At 71.2% G+C, this 18524-nt stretch carries 16 protein-coding genes, 1 tRNA gene and 4 pseudogenes; 13 read left to right on the top strand and 8 right to left on the bottom strand.

The genetic code is table 11. From position 1 onward, the window contains the following. Nucleotides 1-97: 97 nt before the first annotated feature. A complete protein-coding gene (locus STBA_RS25140; RefSeq protein ID WP_079252151.1) occupies nt 98-1390 on the bottom strand; it encodes a M48 family metallopeptidase in 1293 nt (430 codons plus the stop codon). 141 nt (nt 1391-1531) lie between these two features. On the opposite strand from STBA_RS25140, the gene STBA_RS37995 reads away from it, so the two are divergent. The 5 genes from STBA_RS37995 (at nt 1532) to STBA_RS25160 (ending at nt 5284) form a co-directional block, all read left to right on the top strand. After that, nucleotides 1532-1690: a hypothetical protein gene (locus STBA_RS37995; protein WP_171987784.1), complete on the top strand. Its 159-nt coding sequence runs from the start codon at nt 1532-1534 to the stop codon at nt 1688-1690. Between the two features lie 7 nt (nt 1691-1697). Next, nucleotides 1698-2321, top strand: coding sequence for a nicotinate-nucleotide adenylyltransferase (gene nadD, locus STBA_RS25145; RefSeq protein ID WP_077061410.1), 624 nt, complete (start codon nt 1698-1700; stop codon nt 2319-2321). A 21-nt stretch (nt 2322-2342) separates the two neighbouring features. Continuing rightward, nucleotides 2343-4121, top strand: coding sequence for an LCP family protein (locus tag STBA_RS25150; protein WP_077063576.1), 1779 nt, complete (start codon nt 2343-2345; stop codon nt 4119-4121). Between the two features lie 75 nt (nt 4122-4196). Next, complete coding sequence (gene rsfS, locus STBA_RS25155; protein WP_077061411.1) at nt 4197-4643, top strand: ribosome silencing factor; 447 nt, start codon at nt 4197-4199, stop codon at nt 4641-4643. After that, complete coding sequence (locus STBA_RS25160; RefSeq protein ID WP_077061412.1) at nt 4640-5284, top strand: histidine phosphatase family protein; 645 nt, start codon at nt 4640-4642, stop codon at nt 5282-5284. The genes rsfS and STBA_RS25160 overlap by 4 nt, the downstream gene beginning before the upstream one ends. Nucleotides 5285-5344: 60 nt before the next feature. Here the strand turns inward: STBA_RS25160 and STBA_RS25165 are convergent, their stop codons facing one another. Next, nucleotides 5345-6229 (bottom strand): helix-turn-helix transcriptional regulator, encoded by an 885-nt coding sequence (locus STBA_RS25165; protein WP_077061413.1) that lies wholly within the window; start codon nt 6227-6229, stop codon nt 5345-5347. Nucleotides 6230-6337: 108 nt separating this feature from the next. Here STBA_RS25165 and STBA_RS25170 point away from each other — a divergent pair, with 108 nt between their 5' ends. From STBA_RS25170 to STBA_RS25180, 3 genes are all read left to right on the top strand, one after another. After that, a complete protein-coding gene (locus STBA_RS25170) occupies nt 6338-7795 on the top strand; it encodes an MFS transporter (protein WP_171987785.1) in 1458 nt (485 codons plus the stop codon). Nucleotides 7796-7977: 182 nt separating this feature from the next. Then, complete coding sequence (locus tag STBA_RS25175) at nt 7978-8211, top strand: hypothetical protein (protein ID WP_049575784.1); 234 nt, start codon at nt 7978-7980, stop codon at nt 8209-8211. Nucleotides 8212-8332: 121 nt separating this feature from the next. Continuing rightward, a tRNA-Ala gene (locus STBA_RS25180) sits at nt 8333-8405 on the top strand. Nucleotides 8406-8686: 281 nt separating this feature from the next. Here STBA_RS25180 and STBA_RS25185 read toward each other — a convergent pair. Next, complete coding sequence (locus STBA_RS25185; RefSeq protein WP_079252152.1) at nt 8687-9739, bottom strand: site-specific integrase; 1053 nt, start codon at nt 9737-9739, stop codon at nt 8687-8689. On the opposite strand from STBA_RS25185, the pseudogene STBA_RS39555 reads away from it, so the two are divergent. Continuing rightward, nucleotides 9726-10043, top strand: a pseudogene (locus tag STBA_RS39555) (DUF4158 domain-containing protein); the annotation flags it as partial. The gene STBA_RS25185 and the pseudogene STBA_RS39555 sit on opposite strands and share 14 nt — an antisense overlap. 36 nt (nt 10044-10079) lie before the next feature. After that, a pseudogene (locus STBA_RS25195) lies at nt 10080-10865 on the top strand (site-specific integrase); the annotation flags it as partial. 37 nt (nt 10866-10902) lie between these two features. Here the strand turns inward: STBA_RS25195 and STBA_RS37290 are convergent. After that, nucleotides 10903-11424: a hypothetical protein gene (locus tag STBA_RS37290; RefSeq protein WP_143659570.1), complete on the bottom strand. Its 522-nt coding sequence runs from the start codon at nt 11422-11424 to the stop codon at nt 10903-10905. A gap of 25 nt (nt 11425-11449) precedes the next feature. On the opposite strand from STBA_RS37290, the gene STBA_RS38000 reads away from it, so the two are divergent. From STBA_RS38000 to STBA_RS25215, 3 genes are all read left to right on the top strand, one after another. Continuing rightward, complete coding sequence (locus STBA_RS38000) at nt 11450-11599, top strand: hypothetical protein (protein WP_171987786.1); 150 nt, start codon at nt 11450-11452, stop codon at nt 11597-11599. A 243-nt stretch (nt 11600-11842) separates the two neighbouring features. After that, a complete protein-coding gene (locus STBA_RS25210) occupies nt 11843-13048 on the top strand; it encodes an FAD-dependent oxidoreductase (RefSeq protein WP_077061416.1) in 1206 nt (401 codons plus the stop codon). After that, nucleotides 13045-13983: an RNA polymerase sigma-70 factor gene (locus tag STBA_RS25215; protein WP_077061417.1), complete on the top strand. Its 939-nt coding sequence runs from the start codon at nt 13045-13047 to the stop codon at nt 13981-13983. Before STBA_RS25210 ends, STBA_RS25215 begins: the two co-directional genes overlap by 4 nt. 6 nt (nt 13984-13989) lie before the next feature. On the opposite strand, the pseudogene STBA_RS25220 reads toward STBA_RS25215, so the two are convergent. The 4 genes and pseudogenes from STBA_RS25220 to STBA_RS25235 all read right to left on the bottom strand — a co-directional run bounded on the left by STBA_RS25220 (nt 13990) and on the right by STBA_RS25235 (nt 18426). Then, nucleotides 13990-14966: pseudogene (locus STBA_RS25220) on the bottom strand (tyrosine-type recombinase/integrase). A gap of 336 nt (nt 14967-15302) precedes the next feature. Continuing rightward, nucleotides 15303-15944, bottom strand: a pseudogene (locus tag STBA_RS25225) (transposase); the annotation flags it as partial. A 231-nt stretch (nt 15945-16175) separates the two neighbouring features. After that, nucleotides 16176-17378, bottom strand: coding sequence for an XdhC/CoxI family protein (locus STBA_RS25230; protein WP_077061418.1), 1203 nt, complete (start codon nt 17376-17378; stop codon nt 16176-16178). Nucleotides 17379-17442: 64 nt separating this feature from the next. Continuing rightward, entirely contained in the window at nt 17443-18426 is a 984-nt protein-coding gene (locus STBA_RS25235; protein ID WP_077061419.1) for an ABC transporter substrate-binding protein, read from the bottom strand. Nucleotides 18427-18524: the final 98 nt, after the last annotated feature.

Consider the following 18524-nt stretch of genomic DNA (forward strand, 5'->3'; position numbering starts at 1 on the left):
CTGCTCGCGGGCGAGAGCGCCGAGCAGCGGGCGTCCGAGGGCACCGACCCGTACGACCTGGACGGCGAACGCGCGGCGCTGTGCGGCACGTTCGCCGTCAGCGGCCTGCCGAGCCATCCGGCGGGTCACTAGGCCCCTGCGGGTCCGCCGGGCCCTGTTCCTCGGCGCGGCCCGCTTCGCCTGGGCGCGGTTCCCCTGAGCCCGGTTCGCCGCGGCCCTCCGCGGTGTCCCTGGGGCCCCTGGCGGCGTCACGGGCGGAGCGCGCCGCGCCCGTGGCGAAGTTCCGCAGCCGCCCGCCCAGCTCGCCGGCGCCGCCCGCCACGTCGTTCACGAGCTTGACCAGCGGGTCCTTGCCGGTGCGCACCCGCTGTGCGTAGTGCCCTGCCGACTCCCGCACGGAGTCGCTGACCGAGGCACCGCCGTCCTCGTCGCGGCGCGGGTAATGGCCGTCCATGATCCGCTGGTAGTCGCGTCCGGCGGCCCAGGCGCGCAGCTCGGCGGCGCGCACGACGGCGAACGGGTGGCTGCGCGGCAGCACGTTGAGGATCTTCAGCGCCGAGTCGCGCAGGTCGCCGCCCGCCTCGTACTCGTCGGCCTGTTCGAGAAAGGCGTCGACGTTCATCTCGTGCAGGTGGTTGCCCCCGGCCAGCTTCATCAAGCCGCGCACCGACGCCTGCGGGTCCTGTCCGACGAGGAGCCCGGCGCGGTCGGCGGACAGCTCGGACTTGCGGAACCACTCGCGGAGCGCGGTGACGATGGCCATGATCGCCAGGTTGCCCAGGGGTATCCAGGCGACGCGCACCGCCATGTTCGTCAGGAACAGCAGCAGCGTGCGGTAGACGGCGTGGCCGGACAGCGCGTGCCCGACCTCGTGGCCGATGACCGCCCGCATCTCCGCCTCGTCGAGCAGCTCCACCAGGCCCGTGGTCAGCACGATGATCGGCTGGTCGAGGCCGATGCACATGGCGTTCGGCCGGGGGTCCTGCGTGACGTACATGGCCGGGACCCGGTCGAGGTCGAGGACGTAGGCGGCGTCCAGCAGCAGCTCGTGCAGCTGCGCGAACTGCCGCTCGCTCACCCGCACCGAGTCCGACAGGAAGAGCAGCCGGAGGCTGCGCTCCGGCAGCATGCCGCTGAGCGCCTTGAACACCGCGTCGAAGCCGGTCAGCTTGCGCAGCGCCACCAGGGCGGAACGGTCGGCAGGGTGCTCGTAGGCGCGGGAGGATATGCCGGGGAAGCGCCGCCGTTCCGCGCCCGCGCTCGTTTTCCCGCCCGTTCCCTTGCCCGTTCCCGTGCCGTTCCCGCCGTGGCCGGTCCTGTCGGCGCGCTCGGCGCTGTCGGCGCTGTCGGCGCTGTCGGCGCTGTCGGCGCTGTCGGCATTGTCCGTCATGGGGCCCCCTCGTCCGCTTCCGGGCTGTGCGTTGCCCCTCACTGCACCGCACGGGAGCGATGGGGGCAAGAGGCCATGGCATAGTCCTCCGCATACGATGACAGTGAGTCCAAGCAGTCCCGTTCCCGGATAGGTCCGCGTATGACGCAGCTCACCACTTCTCCCGCCGCCTCCGCCCTGCGCACCCTCGCGGAGGAAGGGGGCCACGAGAGCCTGAACGCCTACGCCATCGGCGGCGGTGCACTCGCCGCCCTGCTCCTGCTCCTGTGGATCACCACGCGGCTCAACCGCGACCGCTAGGCCGGCCATGCAGGAGCCGATAGGGCCCGCGAAGCGGCGGCTCGGCGTGATGGGCGGTACCTTCGACCCCGTCCACCACGGACACCTGGTCGCCGCGAGCGAGGTGGCGGCGCGCTTCCACCTCGACGAGGTGATCTTCGTGCCGACCGGCCAGCCGTGGCAGAAGGGCCACCGTGCCGTCTCCCCGGCCGAGGACCGGTACCTGATGACGGTCATCGCGACGGCGTCCAACCCGCAGTTTTCCGTCAGCAGGATCGACATCGATCGCGGCGGGAAGACGTACACGATCGACACGTTGCGCGAGCTGCGGGCCGAACACGCCGACGCCGACCTGTTCTTCATCACCGGCGCCGACGCGCTCGGCCAGATCCTGGGCTGGCGCGACGCCGGAGAGCTGTTCTCCCTGGCGCACTTCATCGGCGTGACCCGCCCCGGGCACGCGCTCGCCGACCCCGGCCTGCCGGGCGGCGGCGTGTCGCTGGTGGAGGTGCCCGCGCTCGCCATCTCCTCCACCGACTGCCGGGAGCGGGTCGCCCGCGGCGACCCCGTCTGGTATCTGGTGCCGGACGGGGTGGTGCGCTACATCAACAAGCGGGCGCTGTACCGGGACCTCGCGGGGCCTGAGCGCTGAACGGACTGAAGGGCGGCAGTGGTGAACGACCGACACGATCCGTACGGTCAGCCCTACGGCTATGACGAGTACGGGCGCCCGCTGTACCGGACCGCTCAGCAACAGCCGCCCGCCCCGCAGGAATACGACTACGGAACGGGGGAGCAGCCCCCCGTCTGGGACACCGGCACCCAGGCGCCGCAGAGCCCGCACGCCCCGGTCCCGGGCGCGTACGACTACGGCACCGGCCAGCAGCCCCCGGTGTGGGACGGCTACCAGGGCGGCGGCTACGAGGGCTACGGCGGTTACGACGGCTACGGCCGCCCGCAGGACACCGGCCCGCAGCCCCCCGTCACCGAGACGTTCGACTACGGCCGCGACCAGAGTCACGGCCACGACCAGACATACGGCCAGGGCTGGGCGGGGGTGCCCGGGCACCACCACGACGGCGGCACCGGCGAGCAGCCGCCGGTGCCCCCGGCCGAGCCGGGACCGCCGCCCGCGGTGGACGAGCCGCCCGCCGTGGCCGTTCCGCAGCAGCGCCGGCCGCCGGCCGACGACTTCGGGGCGGACTACGGGACCGAGCAGTTCGCGTTCGTCGACGAGCAGGACGACGACTCCGAGGACGTCATCGACTGGCTGAAGTTCAGCGAGAGCCGCACCGAGCGCCGCGAGGAGGCCAAGCGCCGCGGGCGCGGCAGGCGGCGGCTGCTGATCATCGTGCTGGTCCTCGCCGTGCTCGGCGGTACCGCGTTCCTGTGGGCCACCGACCGGCTGCCCGGCGTGCCGGGGCCCGACAGCGGCGACGAGGCGACGGCCGGGGCCGAGGTGCGCGACGTGATCGTCGTCCACCTGCGGCAGACGGATTCCGACGAAACGGCGACGGCCCTGCTCATCGCGAACGAGACCGCGGGAACGGGCACCACCCTGCTGCTGCCCAACGAGCTGGCCGTCACCCCGGACGGTGGCGCCACGACGCTCGGCCAGGCCGTCACCGAGGAGGCCGCCGGCTCCGTTCGCGACTCCCTCGGCACCCTGCTCGGCGCCGACATCAAGGGCACCTGGCGCCTCGACACCCCTTACCTGGAGATCCTGGTCGACCTGGTCGGCGGCATCACCGTCACCACGGACACCGAGGTGCCCGGCGGCGAGGAGGACGAGGGCCCCCTCGTCGAGCAGGGCGAGGACGTGCTGATGGACGGCAGGGACGCCATCGCCTACGCCTCCCACCGCGGCGACGGCGAGCCGCAGACCGCCCAGCTGGCCCGCTTCGGCCAGGTGCTGCACGCCGTGCTGCTGAAGCTGCCGAGCAACGAGAGCGGCGCCACGCAGGTGGTGGAGAGCCTCACCCAGATCACCGACCCCTCGCTGACCGAGGAGGAGCTGGGCATCAGCCTCGCCCGGCTCGCGGGCTACGCGCAGGACGGCGGCCACGACACCGAGTCGCTGCCGGTCGAGAGCGGCGGCACCATCAGCGACGAGACCGCGGACGGTCTGGTCGCGGACGTGCTGGGCGGCACCGTCAGCAACACGGAGGCCGGCGCGGTGCCGCGCATCGGCATCAGGGACGCCAGCGGCAGCGAGGACGCCGCGGAGACCGCCAGGATCGCGCTGGTCAACGGCGGGTTCACGGTCGCCGACAGCCGCCCGGGGAACGAGCAGGCCGCCGAGTCGAGCGTGACGTACGCCGACGAGGCCCATCAGGCGACCGCGCGCGAAGTGGCCGCGACCCTCGGCCTGCCGGATGACGTCGTCACTCAGGGTGACGCGGCAGGAAATGCCGATGTGACGATCGTCCTGGGCGGGGATTATGGACAGTGACCGTCAGTGCGCCGTGAGACCCTGGCTTCAACAGCAGGGGCCGACGCCCGCGACACCGAGGAGACTGCCGCACCTGTGACCGCCACGGACCGCGCCACCGAGCTGGTCGAGGCCGCCGCCCAGGCCGCCGCCGACAAGCTCGCGCACGACATCATCGCGTACGACGTCAGCGACGTGCTGGCCATCACCGACGCCTTCCTGCTCGCCTCCGCACCCAACGACCGGCAGGTCAAGTCGATCGTCGACGGCATCGAGGAGCGGCTGCTGAAGACCTTCGGCACCAAGCCCGTCCGCCGGGAGGGGGAGCGGGAGGGCCGCTGGGTTCTGCTCGACTACGTCGACATCGTCGTCCACGTGCAGCACGCCGAGGAGCGCGTCTTCTACGCCCTGGAGCGGCTGTGGAAGGACTGCCCGGCCATCCCGCTGCCCGAGGACGCCGCGGCCACCCGGGGCAGGGCCGCCGAGCACGCGCAGCAGGAGCGCGCGGCCGAGGCGGGCGTGCGGGGCGGTGAGGTCAGCTGAGCGCCCCGGGGACGCGGCGCATCGTGCTCTGGCGGCACGGGCAGACCGCGTGGAATCTGGAGCGGCGCTTCCAGGGCACCACGGACGTGGACCTGACGGAGACGGGCCGCGCGCAGGCGAAGCGTTCCGCACGGCTGCTCGCCTCCCTCACACCGCACAGCATCATCAGCTCCGACCTGCGGCGCACCCGGGACACGGCGGCCGAGCTCGCCGCCGTCACCGGGCTGGAGGTCACCTACGACGAGGCGCTGCGCGAGACCTACGCCGGTGCCTGGCAGGGCCTGACGCACGACGAGATCATGGCCAGGTTCGGCGAGCAGTACGCGGCGTGGAAGCGCGGCGAGGCGGTCAGGCGCGGCGGCGGTGAGCTGGAGACCGAGGTCGCCGACCGGGCGGCCCCGCTGGTCGAGCGCGCCGCGGAGAAGCTGCCGTCCGGCGGGGTGCTCGTGGTGGTCAGCCACGGCGGCACGATCCGCACCACGATCGGCCGGCTGCTCGGCCTGCCGTCGCCGAGCTGGGAGGCGCTGGGCGGGCTGTCCAACTGCGCCTGGTCCGTGCTCGGCGAGGGCGTCCGCGGCTGGCGACTCATGGAGCACAATGCGGGCTCCCTGCCGGAGCCGGTCCTCGGCGACGATGTCTGACGGACGGCGGTAGCCCGTCCGCTGCCGCGGCCGCGGGCACTGCCGCCGGCCCGCGCCGCCTCAGGACCGGCGGGCGCGGGCGCTCAGCGTCCCGATGTGCCGTCGGCTCTCCTCGTCCGCCGGCACGTACACGACCATGCGGGCCTCCGGCACCCCGTTGATCGACATGGACTCCGACCGCAGCCTGATGTGGCCCACCAACGGGTGGCGGAACGTCTTCAGCCGCGGCCCCGGCGGCACCACGTCGCCGCTCGCCCACAGACCGGCGAACTCCGCGCTCTTCTCGCACAGTTGCCGCAGGAAACGTTCCCATGCGGGCTCGCCGACATGGTTGCCGTAGGCCGCGCGGAGCGTGGCCACCATGATCTTCAGCTCGCTCTCCCGGAAGACCAGCGGGCAGTCCTCCAGGCGGCCCGCGAACAGGCTCCACAGCGCGTTCGGCCCGCCGCCCGGCCGCAACGGTGCCCCCGGCCCGCCCGGCCCGCCGAGGAAGACGGCGGCGTACGCGACGTTCTGCCCCAGCACGTCGTAGCGCGCGTTGTAGACCACGGCGGGCAGCGGGACCAGCGCGTCCAGCACCGTCTGCACGTCCGCCCCGACCGCCGCCGCGTCCGTGTCGTCGCCGTGGCTCCCGGCGAACGGCACCTCCGCCAGGTGGAACAGGTGCTCCCGTTCGGCCGCGTCCAGGCGCAGCGTGCGCGCCACCGCGTCGAGCACCTGGGCGCTCGCGTTGATCCGGCGCCCCTGCTCCAGCCACGTGTACCACGTGACCCCCACCCCTGCGAGCTGCGCGACCTCCTCGCGCCGCAGCCCCGGCGTGCGCCGCCGCACCCCGGGCGGCAGCCCGACGTCGGCGGGCGTGATCCGGGCCCGCCTGCTGCGCAGGAAGGCGGCCAGCGCCGGCCGCCGGCGCTCCGCCGCCGACCCACGAGTCACTGTCGACATGGTCACGTCCCCCAGCCTGCCGCCGCCCGGCCGCCGCTGCCAGTTGCTGTCACTACCAGTATCAACGGGCTCTCGTTACCGGTATCAGAGGCGGCGCACGCTGACGCCATGACCACCACATCGACGGCGCCCGCCCCCGCCGACCGGGCGACCGGCGGCCAACCTCCGGAACGCCGCGGCCTGTTGCTCGCGACCATCCTCGCCGGGCAGTTCATGGCCCTGCTCGACGTCTTCATCGTCAACGTTGCCGCGCCCGGCCTGCGCGCCGACCTGAACGCCTCGGACGCCGCCGTCCAACTCGTCGTCGCCGGCTACACCATCGCCTACGCGGTGCTGCTGATCACCGGCGCGCGGCTCGGCGGCCGGTACGGCCCCGGACGGCTCCACCTCGCCGGGCTCGCCGTGTTCACCGCCGCCTCGCTCGCCTGCGGCCTCGCCCCCGGCAGCGGGCCGCTCATCGCGTTCCGCCTCGCCCAGGGTGCCGGGGCGGCGCTGATGCTGCCGCAAGTGCTCAGCCTGATCCAGCGCACCTTCCACGGGCAGGAACGGACCAGGGCGCTGACGCTGTTCGCCGCCGTGCTCGCCACCGGCGCCGTGGCCGGACAGGTCGCGGGCGGCGTCCTGATCAACGCCGACCTGTTCGGCCTCGGCTGGCGGCCGGTCTTCCTGCTCAACGTGCCCATCGGCCTCGTGCTGCTGGCCGTCGGCCTGTGGGCCGTGCCGCTCCGCCGCCCCGGCGGCACGGACCGCGCCCGCGGCCTCGACCTGCCGGGCCTCGTGCTGCTCACCGCCGCGGTGCTCGCCCTCACGGTGCCGCTCGTGCTCGGTCAGGAGCGGGACTGGCCCGCGTGGTGCCTGCTCTCCCTCGCCCTCGGCGCGGTGCTGACCGGGCTGTTCGCCCGGTACGAGACGCTGCTCGCGCGCCGCGGCGGCGCCCCGCTGATCTCCCCGCGGGTCCTGACCAGCCCCGGGGTCGTCGTGGCCGCTACCCGGATCTTCCTCGCCATGGCCGTCAACGGCGCGGTGCTGTTCACGCTCTCCCTGCACTTCCAGGGGCCGCCGTCCCAGGGCGGCCTCGGGTACGGCGCGCTGCGCACCGGGCTGATGTTCGTGCCGACGGCCCTCGCGTTCGGCGCGGCCTCCCTGCTGTGGCGCGCGTTCCCCGCGCGCCTGCACGCCGCACTCCCCGCCACCGGCTTCCTGCTCTCGGCGGCCGGGCTGCTGTGGACCGGCCTGCTGCTGCGGAACGGGGACAGCGGCGGCGCGCTGCTGCCGATGGCGTTCGCGCTGAACGGCTGCGGTCTCGCGTTCGCCTACGGTCCGACCCTGACCCGCGCGCTCGGCCTGGTGGCGCCCGCGGACGCGGCGGACGCCAGCGGGGTGACGGCGATGGCCACCCAGCTGGGCATGCTCGTCGGCATCGCCGCCGTCGGCACCCTGTTCCTGAACCGGGCCGAAGCCACCGGTTCCACGGCGCAGGGCGTGTGGGCCGCGGCGGCCGTGCTCGCCGTGACCGGAGTGGCCGGAGCGGCAGCAGGCGCGGCACGCCGCCCGCGGGGGCGCTGAGCCGGGTGTATCGATCCCGTCTCTCTTCGTGCCGGGACGGGATCGCAAGGCTTATCGGGCAGTCGCTGACGTGGCAGAATCGTCAGGGCGCCGGAGCTGGACCACCGGCGCATGTCGCCCGGCTCGACGGAGGGGTTCGCCTCGTGTGCACGGCCCACAACCGAGGGTGGAGCTGATACGGCGTGGGTGCGCACAGCAGGAAGTGCGACTGGTGCGGAGCCGGCACCCCGATCGTCCGCGACCTCCAGCCGGTCAACGTCGCCTACCAGTACTGGTGCGTGGAGTGCGCACGGGCTCTGATCATCAAGGGCGACCCGATCGAGGTCTACCGCGAGCTGGAAGGAGAGCCGATCTACGGCCGCCTCCTCGACGAGCACTGCGCGCTGAAGCGCTTCTACTCCTTCGCCAGCGTCTGACCCCCACCCCCACCCCACCCACTCACCCGCCATCCGCGGCAGCAACCGATTTGGCAATCGCCCGGCAGGCCCGTGTAGAGTAGGCATCGCCGCCAAGGGAAGCCCCGAGGCGGACCACCCAGGGGCTATAGCTCAGTTGGTAGAGCGCTTGCATGGCATGCAAGAGGTCAGGAGTTCAATTCTCCTTAGCTCCACAGGTCAGAGGCCACTTCCGTTGCGGAAGTGGCCTTCTGCGTGTCTATCTGAGTGACTGACGTTCCCGCCGCCAGCCCGCGTGTCCGATATGCGGCATTCGGGCGTCAGCTTCCGGTGGACGTTCCCCCGTCGAACTTCCTTCCCGTCCTCTGTCCTCCTTCGCCGCAGCGGCGGAGGAGGACAGCGCGTCGGCCCTCCGGACCGTTTCGCGGACGCGAGACCGGGGCCCGCCGCGCGTGCGGTGGACCCCGGTGCAGGGTGGGTTGTCGGCGTGGCTGGTTCAGGTTCCGAAGATGCGGTCCATGGTCAGGGCTCCGGTCTGGATGACGGGGCGGATCTGCTTCCGGTAGACCCTCTCGGTGGTCTCCGAGCTGGAGTGGCCCACGAGTTTGGCGATCTCCTCGACGGGGACGTCGTGGTCGGACAGCAGGGACACGAAGCTGTGCCGCAGTTCTCTGGGCGTCCACTCGGCGGGGTTGATGCCGTCGGCCTTGGCGATGGCTCGCCGGAAGGCCCGTCGGACGTTGGCCGCGTCCAGCGCTGTGCCGACGTCGGAGGCGAAGACGAGGTTGTGGTCCTGCCATCCCGCGCCGGCGTCCTTCCGCTGTTGTTCCTGTGCGCTTCGGTGTCGTCGCAGGGCCGAGACGCAGCGGTGAGGGAGGGCGAGGGGGCGTCGGGACTTGCGGGTCTTGGTGTCGCCGCTCCTGCGGACGGAGTGCCAGACCGAGATGTGCGGAGGGACGGGGGGATCGGCGTGCGGGCGACCGTCGAGGTCCACATGGTCCCAGGTGAGTGGGCGCAGTTCCTCGGTCCGGGCTCCGGTGAGGAGGGAGACGACGACGTAGGCGTGCATGGAGTCGCCTTCGACAGCCCGCAGGACGGCTTCGGCCTGGGCGAGAGTTATGGCCTTGGACGGCCTTCCCGGTTGACCGGTGGGCACCGTGCACAACGCCACGACATTGCGGTCGATCTTGCAACGGACCATGGCCCGTTGCACCGAACGGTTCAGACAGGAGTGCATGCTCTGAAGAGTGCGCGTGCTGAGCGAGCGCGCCTTCGACGCCAGCCACTCGTCGACGTCATCGACGCTGAGTTCACATAGCTTCCGGTGGCCCAGGACGGGGACGATGTGCGTGTGGGAGAGAGTGGTGTACAGATCTACCGTCTCCGGATCTTTCCCTGCGAGACCGTACGCCAGCCAGTTGGCAACCGCCTCCTCGACGGTGTACTCGGTGTCGACTGCGACGCTGGTCTCGTGGTCGTTGAGCAGCTTCTTGAGTTTGGTCCTGGCCTCGGTCTTGCTTTTTGCGCTCCTGCGTCTGGGTCGGTTCATGCCGGACCCGCGGCAGGTGCCGGCGGAAGTGGCCGAGTACCTGGCCGGGCAGTTGGAGATAGCGGACGCCTCGTGCCTGAAGCTGTACGGGGAGCGGGACGGTACGGCCCGTACGCACGCCGGGGAGATCCAGGAGGCCGAGGGCTGGCGGGACTTCGCCGAGGTCCGTGAGGAGCTGGTGGCCTGGCTGGACGCGCGGGCGTGGACGACGGGGGACGGGCCGAAGGCGCTGTTCGACGCGGCGGCGGGCTGGCTGCGCGAGGGGCGGGTGCTGCTGCCAGGGGCGAGCCGACTGGCCCGGCTGGACGCCTACCCCGACGGCTATCCCCGGCTGCGGATTCCGGTCGGCAAGACCTACACCGAGCGCATGGTCCCGCTGCACCCCCAAGCGGCGGACGCGCTGCGCGAGCTGATCGACGCGGCCAAGGCCGCGAACGCAGCAGCCCGCCACGACGCATGGGCCCAGCGGCCGGTCCGTTACGTGTTCATGCGGCGCGGCAAGCCGATGGGGCGGCACTTCCTGTTCGCGGACGCCCTGGAGATCGCCTGCCGCAAGGCCGGGCTCGTCGACGGCGACGGCAACCCCACAGTGACCCCCCACCGGTTTCGCCACACGGTCGGCACCCAGCTCGCCGAAGGCGGCGCCCAGACCCAGACCATCATGGCGATCCTCGGACACCGCAACGCACAGATGTCGGCCACCTACTCCCACGTCAGCGACCCCGTCCTGAAGCAGCAGTACGAAAAGGTCATCGCCGCCGGCGGACGGATCGCAGGCCCGGCCGCGGAGGAACTCCTGAGCAGCAGGATCGGCGAGGACACCCTCAACTGGCTCAAGACCAACTTCTTCAAGACCGAACTCGAACTCGGCCACTGCCTGCGTGCACCCGCCGAAGGGCCTTGCGAGTGCGACATCTACCTCCGTTGCTCGAAGTTCCTCACCACGAGCGAGTATGCATCGCGTCTGCGGTCCCGGCTCGCCCGCGAGCAGCAGCTCGCCCAGGACGCCATCGAACGCGGCTGGCCCCGAGAGGTCGAACGACACAACGCCATCGCCGACCAAATCCGCTGCCTCCTCGCCGACCTCGGCGCGAGTATCGAAACCGGCCCCGACGATCACTGCTGAACGATCCTGCTCCGGCGAGTCGTGCTCAACCTCACGCTCACACATCGATGGCCTTGCGAGCATGACTCACAAACTGCTCTCGCTTGTTCAACACGTGGTTGAGGAATCTCCTGATGCGATGCGACTCGTTCGCCCCCAGCGCGTCACTGCCCTCCCGACCGATGATTCTCGCCTGAATCGCAGCTGAGCAGGCCGACAGTGACTTGGTCAACTCGCCAGCCATGCGAGCCAGCATCTCCGGACCTTCAAGCTCGACGGCAGTCTGAGCATCGGCCAGGTCACCTTGAACCAACCTACGGGTGTCGTTCAGAGCTCCCCGCAACCCGTCGAGATCATGGCCTGGCCTGGCTAACTCAGCTTCGATCCCCCGCAGCGCCCCATGAACCTCATCAGCTTTGACTATGAAGGCGGCATAAGCATCACGGCGCAGCTGGCGACGCCAGTGTCGATGCTCAGCTCGAACCTGCCGCTGCCCCGCTATCCCAGCAATGGCCGCTGCAAGGGCTGTTCCCACTACTCCCACCGCAGCACCCAAAACCGCCGAAGTCCCAGCATCCACACGAAGAGTGTGCCAGCGAGACTCCATGGACGCCCGTGAACCTCAAGACAATTCAGAGGCAGTCACCCAAAACGTCCAGATAAAGAACATGCTGGGCCGCTACTCCTTCCAGCTGCCCGACTTGCCCGGTGGACTGCGTCCCCTGCGTGACAAGGACGCTGCCGACGACGCATGAGTGAGGTCCCGAAACTGTCCTGACCGTCGCCTGCTTGACCGGAGACTTCCTGCTGACCCTTGCCCCGAGGGGACTGGCAGTCGTCACGCCCGCCGGGTCATGACGGCTTCGCGGCCCCCTTCGCCCACCTTCCGGTGGGTCCCGATTCGCCCTGTGTCGTGCATCACAACCGGCCCATGTCACGTCCAGGCCGCCTGCTCCCATCTGGTGGGCGTCAGCAAGCGAGCCGAGGAGGACGGAACTATGAGCGCACAGCAGGAGACCGGCACGGCGACCGCGCACCGCGTGGTGATCCTGGGGGCGGGATACGCGGGCATGGCTGCGGCCATCCAGCTCGCGGCCCGGGTAAAGCGGCGCGAGGACGTGCAGGTGACCCTGGTGAACGCGCAGGAGCGGTTCACCGAGCGTATGCGCCTGCACATGACGGCGACCGGGCAACAGCTCGCCGAGCTGAGCATCCCTCAGCTGCTGGAGGGTACGGGCGCGCAGTTCGTGCGCGGCTGGGTGACGGCGCTGGACGCGGACGCGAAGACCGTGCGGATCGACGACGACCGGGTGCTGCCCTACGACACGCTGGTGTACGGGCTGGGTGGCGTCGCCGACACCTCGGCGGTGCCGGGGGCCGAGGACCACGCGTACACCCTGAGCAGCGCCCAGGACGCCGAGCTGCTGGCCGACCGGCTGGCGCGGCTCGGCAGCGGCACGGTGGTGGTCGCGGGCAGCGGGCTGACCGGCATCGAGGCGGCCGCGGAGATCGCCGAGCGGCACCCGGAGTTGAACGTGGTGCTGCTGGGCAGGCAGGAGCCCGGTGTGGCCATGAACTCGAAGGCCAAGGCGTATCTGCACGCCGCGCTCGACCGGCTGGGCGTCCAGGTACGCGTCGGCGTCGAGGTGGTGAAGGTGCTGCCCGACGGGGTGGAACTGGCGGGCGGGGAGAGCATTGCGGCCGACGCGGTCCTGTGGACGAGCGGCACGCGGGTGTCGCCGCTGGCGGCCGCCGCCGGGCTGGCCGTCGACGGGCACGGACGCATCGTCACCGACGCCGCGCTGCGGTCGGTGTCCCACCCCGAGGTGTACGCGATCGGCGACGCGGCCGCGATCCGCCAGGGCTACGGCGTCATGCACGGCACCTGCCAGGGCGGCATGCCGACCGGGGTGCAGGCCGCGCTGTCGATCGACCGGGTGCTCAGGGGCAGGCAGCCCAAGCCGTTCCGCTTCGGCTACTACCACACGCCGGTGAGCCTGGGAGGCGGTGACGCCGTGGTGCAGTTCACACGGCCTGATGACAGCCCGCGCCGGATCTGCCTGACCGGCCGCGTGGCCGTCCGGTACAAGGAGACGGTGACCGCCTCGCCCTGGCCGACCTACGGCCGTATGAAGAAGATGCCCGCCTCGGGCGCGTTCTGGCCCCGCGGGGGCCGCTTCACCCGCATCCGGAGGGCACAGTGACCGACCTGCCCGCCTACCCCGACCCCGACCCCGACCCCGACCAGGAAGTCTTCCACGAGCACCGGCGGCTGCTGTTCTCCGTGGCCTACCGCCTCCTCGGCAGCGCGGCCGACGCCGAGGACGCGGTCCAGGACGCCTGGATCAAGTGGTCTGCCGCGGACCGCTCGCAGGTGGCCGACCCCAAGGCGTACCTGACCCGGATCGTCTCGAACCTGGCGCTGGAACGGCTGCGCTCCACCCGGCACAAGCGGGAGACCTATGTGGGGCCGTGGCTGCCGGAGCCCATACTCACCAGCGGGGATGCCGCCGAGGCCGTCACGGACGCCGAGTCGGTGTCGATGGCCATGTTGGTGGTGCTGGAGACGCTCAGCCCGCTGGAACGCGCGGTGTTCGTGCTGAAGGAGGTCTTCGACTTCAACTACGCCGAGATCGCCGAGGCGGTGGAGCGTTCCGAGGCCGCGGTGCGGCAGGCCGCGCACCGGGCCCGCGAGCACGTACGGTCCCGGCGGCCGCGCTTCGCCGCCGACCGGTCGCGGCAGCGCGAGGCCACCGAGCGGTTCTTCGCCGCCGCGACCGGCGGTGACGTCAACGCCCTGATGGAACTGCTCTCCCCGGACGTCACCCTGTGGACCGACGGCGGCGGCAAGGTCCGACAGGCCCTGCGCCCGGTTGTGGGCGCGGCCACGGTGGCCGCCTGGTTCGCGGCCATCGGCACCGTCACCTACCAGGGCGTCGAGCCCGCCGACATGAAAGCCGAACTCGTCGAGATCAACGGCGGGCCGGGCATCGTGTTCAGCGGGCCGGGACGCGTGATCGCCACCGTCACCTTCGACTTCGACGCCGACGGTCGTATCACCGCCATCCACAACGTGGCCAACCCGGACAAACTCCAGGCCGTCGCCGACGGCACCGCTCACGACCTCGGAACGCAGTGAGCGTCGTCACCGCATGCCGCCACCGGGCGCGAGCAGGCTGGTGAGCTCGGCGATTGCCTCGGGGGACGGCTTGAAGCAGCGGCGGATGTTCTCCGGCTTCTTGTGCCGAGACTTCGCCATGAGCATCAGCAGCGAGGCGCCCTGCTCGCCGAGGTGGGTCAGGGCGGAGTGGCGATACTCGTGCGGATCCCAGCCGGTACCGGGCCCGCGCACCGCGGTGTGCTCGTACGGCAGGGCGCGGGCCTGACCGTAGGACAGGCGGGCGAACCCGGTATCCGGGCAGACGGCCCGCGCGGAGAGCACCTTGCCCGGCCCCGGGCGGCGGTGAGTGACGAACACCGGGCCGCGGGTCCGGCCGCGAAACAGCCTCGGCAGCAGCCGGGCGGTGCCGGCGTCCCAATAGACCGTCTCCAGCACGAAGTCCTCCCGTGCCTGCCCGCGGCGCCGGGTCTTGGCGCGGGCGCCCTTCGCCTTCACCGGTGTGCGGCGACCGGCCAAGTCCAAGTCCTTGATATTCAGCCCAAGGATCTTCTCAACCCGGGCGGCCGTCTCGTAGAGCATCCGGTCGAAGGTCTTCTCCCGCAGGTGGACGTCGCGGCGGGCGATCAGCCGGTCGACCGTCATCTTCGAGCGAGCTGGGGTTTCGGAGTCCGGCACCGCCAGCCGCTTCACCCAGGCCGGAACCATCGGCCCCCTCGTAGCCGCGATCACGGCACCAGCCGAGCCAGGACAGGACCCCCGCCCGCCGGGGAGTTCCGAGTGTTGACCGCCGCAGCGCCCCAGAGCAGTTCGAGGGCTTCCCCGATCTCGTCGTCCGCCACCGACGACAGCGGACGAGCCTCGCCGAGCCGTTCTGCAGTCTTACCCACCCCGATCCCGTAGGCCCGGACCGTGTTTGGGTTGCCGAGCGAGTCGAGGAACACGTCGGCCGCCGCCCGGACGGTCAACGCCTTGCCAGTCGGCAGCTGCACGACACTTGGCACCGCTTCCCCTTGCCACAGATAACAGTGCCGCTTCGTGCAGCGGCTGGAGAACGTCACCGCAGGTGACGAACCAAGCTGCCGCAGACATATAGGGCGTTATCTGCGGCAAGACTTCAGACCGGCCGCGCCGTCGACGCCCCGTCCGCCGCTCACCAGCGCCGACGAACTCTTAGCGCACGAACCGAGACGTCGGCCTCGCCTTTGCGGGCCGGCCGCAGCAGCCGGACACCCAGCTCGGCCAGCCGGCGCGGGCAGGGGCATTGTTCAGGTCCATGCGTCCTCCTCGTGAAGGCTGGCGGGAGGCCAGGCAGGGTCACGTCCCGTGAGGTGGTGTAGTCACTGGCCGAGCTGATTGGGTTCTTGCTCTGGCGGAAGCTCGCGGTCCTGCCCGGCCGGTTTGGAGTTGAGGAGTTCGGCCATAGAGTCTTCGGAGAGGTAGCGGCGGTCGAAGGCCTGCCATTCGTCATGGAGTTCGGCCGGGACCGCGGCGGCGAGCCGGTCCAGGGCGGGGGGGTTGGGGAAGATCAGCACGACATCGGCCCTGCGTTTGATCTCCCGGTTCAGCCGTTCCAGCGGGTTGGTGGACCAGATCTTCTTCCAGTGGTCCGGCGGGAAGTCCCAGAACGCGGTGATGTCCGTCGCGGTGTTCAGCAGCATCGTCTTGACCTGGGGGAATTGCCGTCCCAGCATGTCGGCCACCACATCCGGCTGTGAGCGGACGGCCGCGCCGGTGGTCTGCGCGAAGATGGTGCGGATCGTTGCCGCCACCGTCTCGCCCGAACCCTTTTCGATCACGCTGAAGACATCGCGCACGAAGTGAACCCAACACCTTTGCCAGGCGGTGCCGAGGAAGACGGTGCGGATCGCGGCCACCAGCCCGCTGTGGCTGTCCGAGATGACCAGCTGGACGTTCTCCAGGCCACGGGCCCGTAAGGAGCGCAGGAACTTCGTCCAAAACGGCTTCGACTCGCTGTCACCGGCCATCAGCCCCAGTCGATGGCAGAAGTGTTGGTTTGGCTTTCTGGGTTGTCAACAGTTCCCGCAAGTATTCCGGAAGCGCCGATCGGTCGAGGGGTGCGGGCTGCACTGCATAACCGCACCTCATTTGACCTTCGCACCCACCTGGCTCTGCTCGACTCGACACGGAGTTCCGCATTCTGGATCAAGTCCAGGGTTAACATTGCCGGGAATTAACGGAGATATCCCGGATCATGCTGTGCGGACACCGGCGTACCCTGGCCCGGACGGCAGGGTGGTGTGGTCGTGGTGGATGGCCATCCCGCCGCCGGTCAGCGGCACGCCGGAGCCCCCGTTCCGGAGGGCGACGATCTCCGCGACGATCGACAGGGCCGTCTCCTCCGGGGTCCGTCCCCCCAGGTCCAGGCCGATCGGCGAACGCAGCCTGGCCAGTTCGGCGCCGGTGACGCCGACCGCGCGCAGTTCCTCGACCCGGGCCAGGTGCGTTCGGTGCGACCCCATCGCGCCGACGTAGGCCACCGGCAGGCGCAACGCCCGCCGCAGCAGCGGGATGTCGAACCGTGCGTCGTGGGTGAGCACGCAGATCGCCGTGCGCGCATCGAGCCGCTGGGCGTCGAGGTACCGGTGCGGCCACTCGGTGATCACCTCGTCGGCCTCGGGGAAGCGGGCCGCCGTGGTGAAGACCGGCCGCACGTCGCACACCGTGACCCGGTAGCCGAGGAACCGGCCTGCGCGAGCGAGGGCGGCGGCGAAGTCGACCGCGCCGAAGACGAGCATCCGGGGTGGCGGCAGGCTGGTCTCGACGAACAGACTGACGGGTTCGCCGCACCCCGGGCCCCCCTCGGTGCCCAGGCAGAGGGTTCCCGTACGTCCGCCGTGTACGAATACCGTCGCCTGCCGGGCGGCGGCCCGGTCCAGCGCGGCCGAGCCGAGCGTTCCCTCGCGAGAACCGTCGCCCCGCACGTGCAACGCCCGCCCCACCAGGTGGTCCGGGCCCTCGACGACGCGGGCGAGGGCGGCGGGACGGCCGGAGGTGGCCGCGGCCAGGGCCGCTTCGACGGTGGAACGTTCCGGCGCGCCCTGCCGGGCTTCGGGCTTCGTCCGTACCGGGGTGACCAGGACGTCGATCGTGCCGCCACACGTGAGGCCGACGGCGAACGGGTCCTCGCCTGCGGCCCCTCCGGTGGCCCCGCCGATGGCCGCGAAGCGCTCCACCAGGGTGGACCCGGTGGCGAGGGAGCGCACGCACAGTTCATACACCGCCGCCTCGACGCAGCCGCTGGAGACGCTGCCCACCGCCGTGCCCTCCGCATCGACCGCGAGGGCGGCGCCCGGCTGCCTGGGGGCGCTGCCCCCGACGGCCGTGATGGTGGCGACGGCGAAGTCACGTCCCTCCGCGCACCACCGGTGCAGGTCCGCGGCTATGTCCAGCATGCTTCCTCCTTCACGCGCGCCCCTCGCCCAGCCCGTCGGTACGACTCCCGCGACCCGCCGGTCACTACTCCCCGGCGACGAGCTCGTCCAGGTCGACGTCGCCACGGAAGCCGGCGTAGTCCTGCATGGCCGCGAGCCAGATCTCGTGGTCCTGGGGTCGCGGGTCAGCGGAGTAGACGGGGAGCGTGAGCGAGTCGACCACCTCGTCCGGCAGGCCGGTGAAGTCCCGCAGGCTGTCCCGCGCGTCCTGCTCGTTCGCCGGATTCCCGATCCACTCCACCGCCTGCTCCAGGCCGGACCGGAAGCCCTCCAGCGCCTCCGGGTTGTCCTGCGCCCACTGTCCACTGGTCGCCCAGAGGATCAGCCCGATCTCCTGCGCCATTTCGAGGTGGGGATACGCCACCACCCCGGCCTCCTCCTCGGCCAGGATGTCGTCGATGAACGGGGTCACGGTCTCCACCGCGTCGACGCGGCCGGCCATCAACTGGTCCTTGCCGGCCGGCGGGTCGACTTGGACGGTGCCGATGCTGTCGAGGGGAACTCCGGCCTGGTCGAGCCAGTACTGGGTGGCCAGGCGCAGGGTGCCGGTCTCGTTGAGTACCCCGATCGTCTTCCCGGCCAGGTCCTCCGCGCTTTGGACACCGGTGCCCTCCGAGCCGATGACCGCGGCCGTGGGGTTGTCCGGTACCTCGACGGATGTACCCGCCGCCTCCACGATGTCCAGGCCCTGCGCTGATCCGCTGAGGAGGAGCGTCGGGGTCGAGAGGACCACGTCGAAGGAGCTGCCGAGGGCGGGCGGGAGCGTTTCAACGTTCTCGACCTGCGTGAACTCCACCTCGACACCCTGCTCTTCGAAGAATCCCTGCTCGTCCGCGACCCGGGCGGACAGGACACCGGCGTTGGAATTGTGGGCGATCCGGATCGTGTCACCGCCGCCCCCGCCGCCCGTGCCCTCCGAACCACCGGGGGCGCAAGCGCCGAGCTGGACGGCCAGCAGACCGGCGGCGGCTGCCGCCGCCGCTACCGCGGCATTGTTTCTCCTTGGCATCTGGTGGCTCCTTCGCTGCCTGAGAGTGTGAGGTGTGAGGTCTGGAGGTGTGCTGCCGGAGGGGCTGTCGACCCGGTCGGCCGGTCGGCCCGTGGGCC

Origin of the sequence: Streptomyces sp. MP131-18 (genome assembly GCF_001984575.1) — a bacterium.
GTDB lineage: Bacteria > Actinomycetota > Actinomycetes > Streptomycetales > Streptomycetaceae > Streptomyces > Streptomyces johnsoniae.

Bases quoted from the DNA above. Each gene is read 5' to 3' on its own strand.
- STBA_RS25170 (WP_171987785.1), top strand. From the start codon at position 6,338: ATGACCACCACATCGACGGCGCCCGCCCCCGCCGACCGGGCGACCGGC.
- STBA_RS25165 (WP_077061413.1), bottom strand. From the start codon at position 6,229: ATGTCGACAGTGACTCGTGGGTCGGCGGCGGAGCGCCGGCGGCCGGCG.
- STBA_RS25140 (WP_079252151.1), bottom strand. From the start codon at position 1,390: ATGACGGACAATGCCGACAGCGCCGACAGCGCCGACAGCGCCGACAGC.
- STBA_RS25210 (WP_077061416.1), top strand. From the start codon at position 11,843: ATGAGCGCACAGCAGGAGACCGGCACGGCGACCGCGCACCGCGTGGTG.
- STBA_RS25235 (WP_077061419.1), bottom strand. From the start codon at position 18,426: ATGCCAAGGAGAAACAATGCCGCGGTAGCGGCGGCGGCAGCCGCCGCC.
- STBA_RS38000 (WP_171987786.1), top strand. From the start codon at position 11,450: ATGGACGCCCGTGAACCTCAAGACAATTCAGAGGCAGTCACCCAAAAC.
- STBA_RS25230 (WP_077061418.1), bottom strand. From the start codon at position 17,378: ATGCTGGACATAGCCGCGGACCTGCACCGGTGGTGCGCGGAGGGACGT.
- STBA_RS25185 (WP_079252152.1), bottom strand. From the start codon at position 9,739: ATGAACCGACCCAGACGCAGGAGCGCAAAAAGCAAGACCGAGGCCAGG.
- STBA_RS37995 (WP_171987784.1), top strand. From the start codon at position 1,532: ATGACGCAGCTCACCACTTCTCCCGCCGCCTCCGCCCTGCGCACCCTC.
- nadD (WP_077061410.1), top strand. From the start codon at position 1,698: ATGCAGGAGCCGATAGGGCCCGCGAAGCGGCGGCTCGGCGTGATGGGC.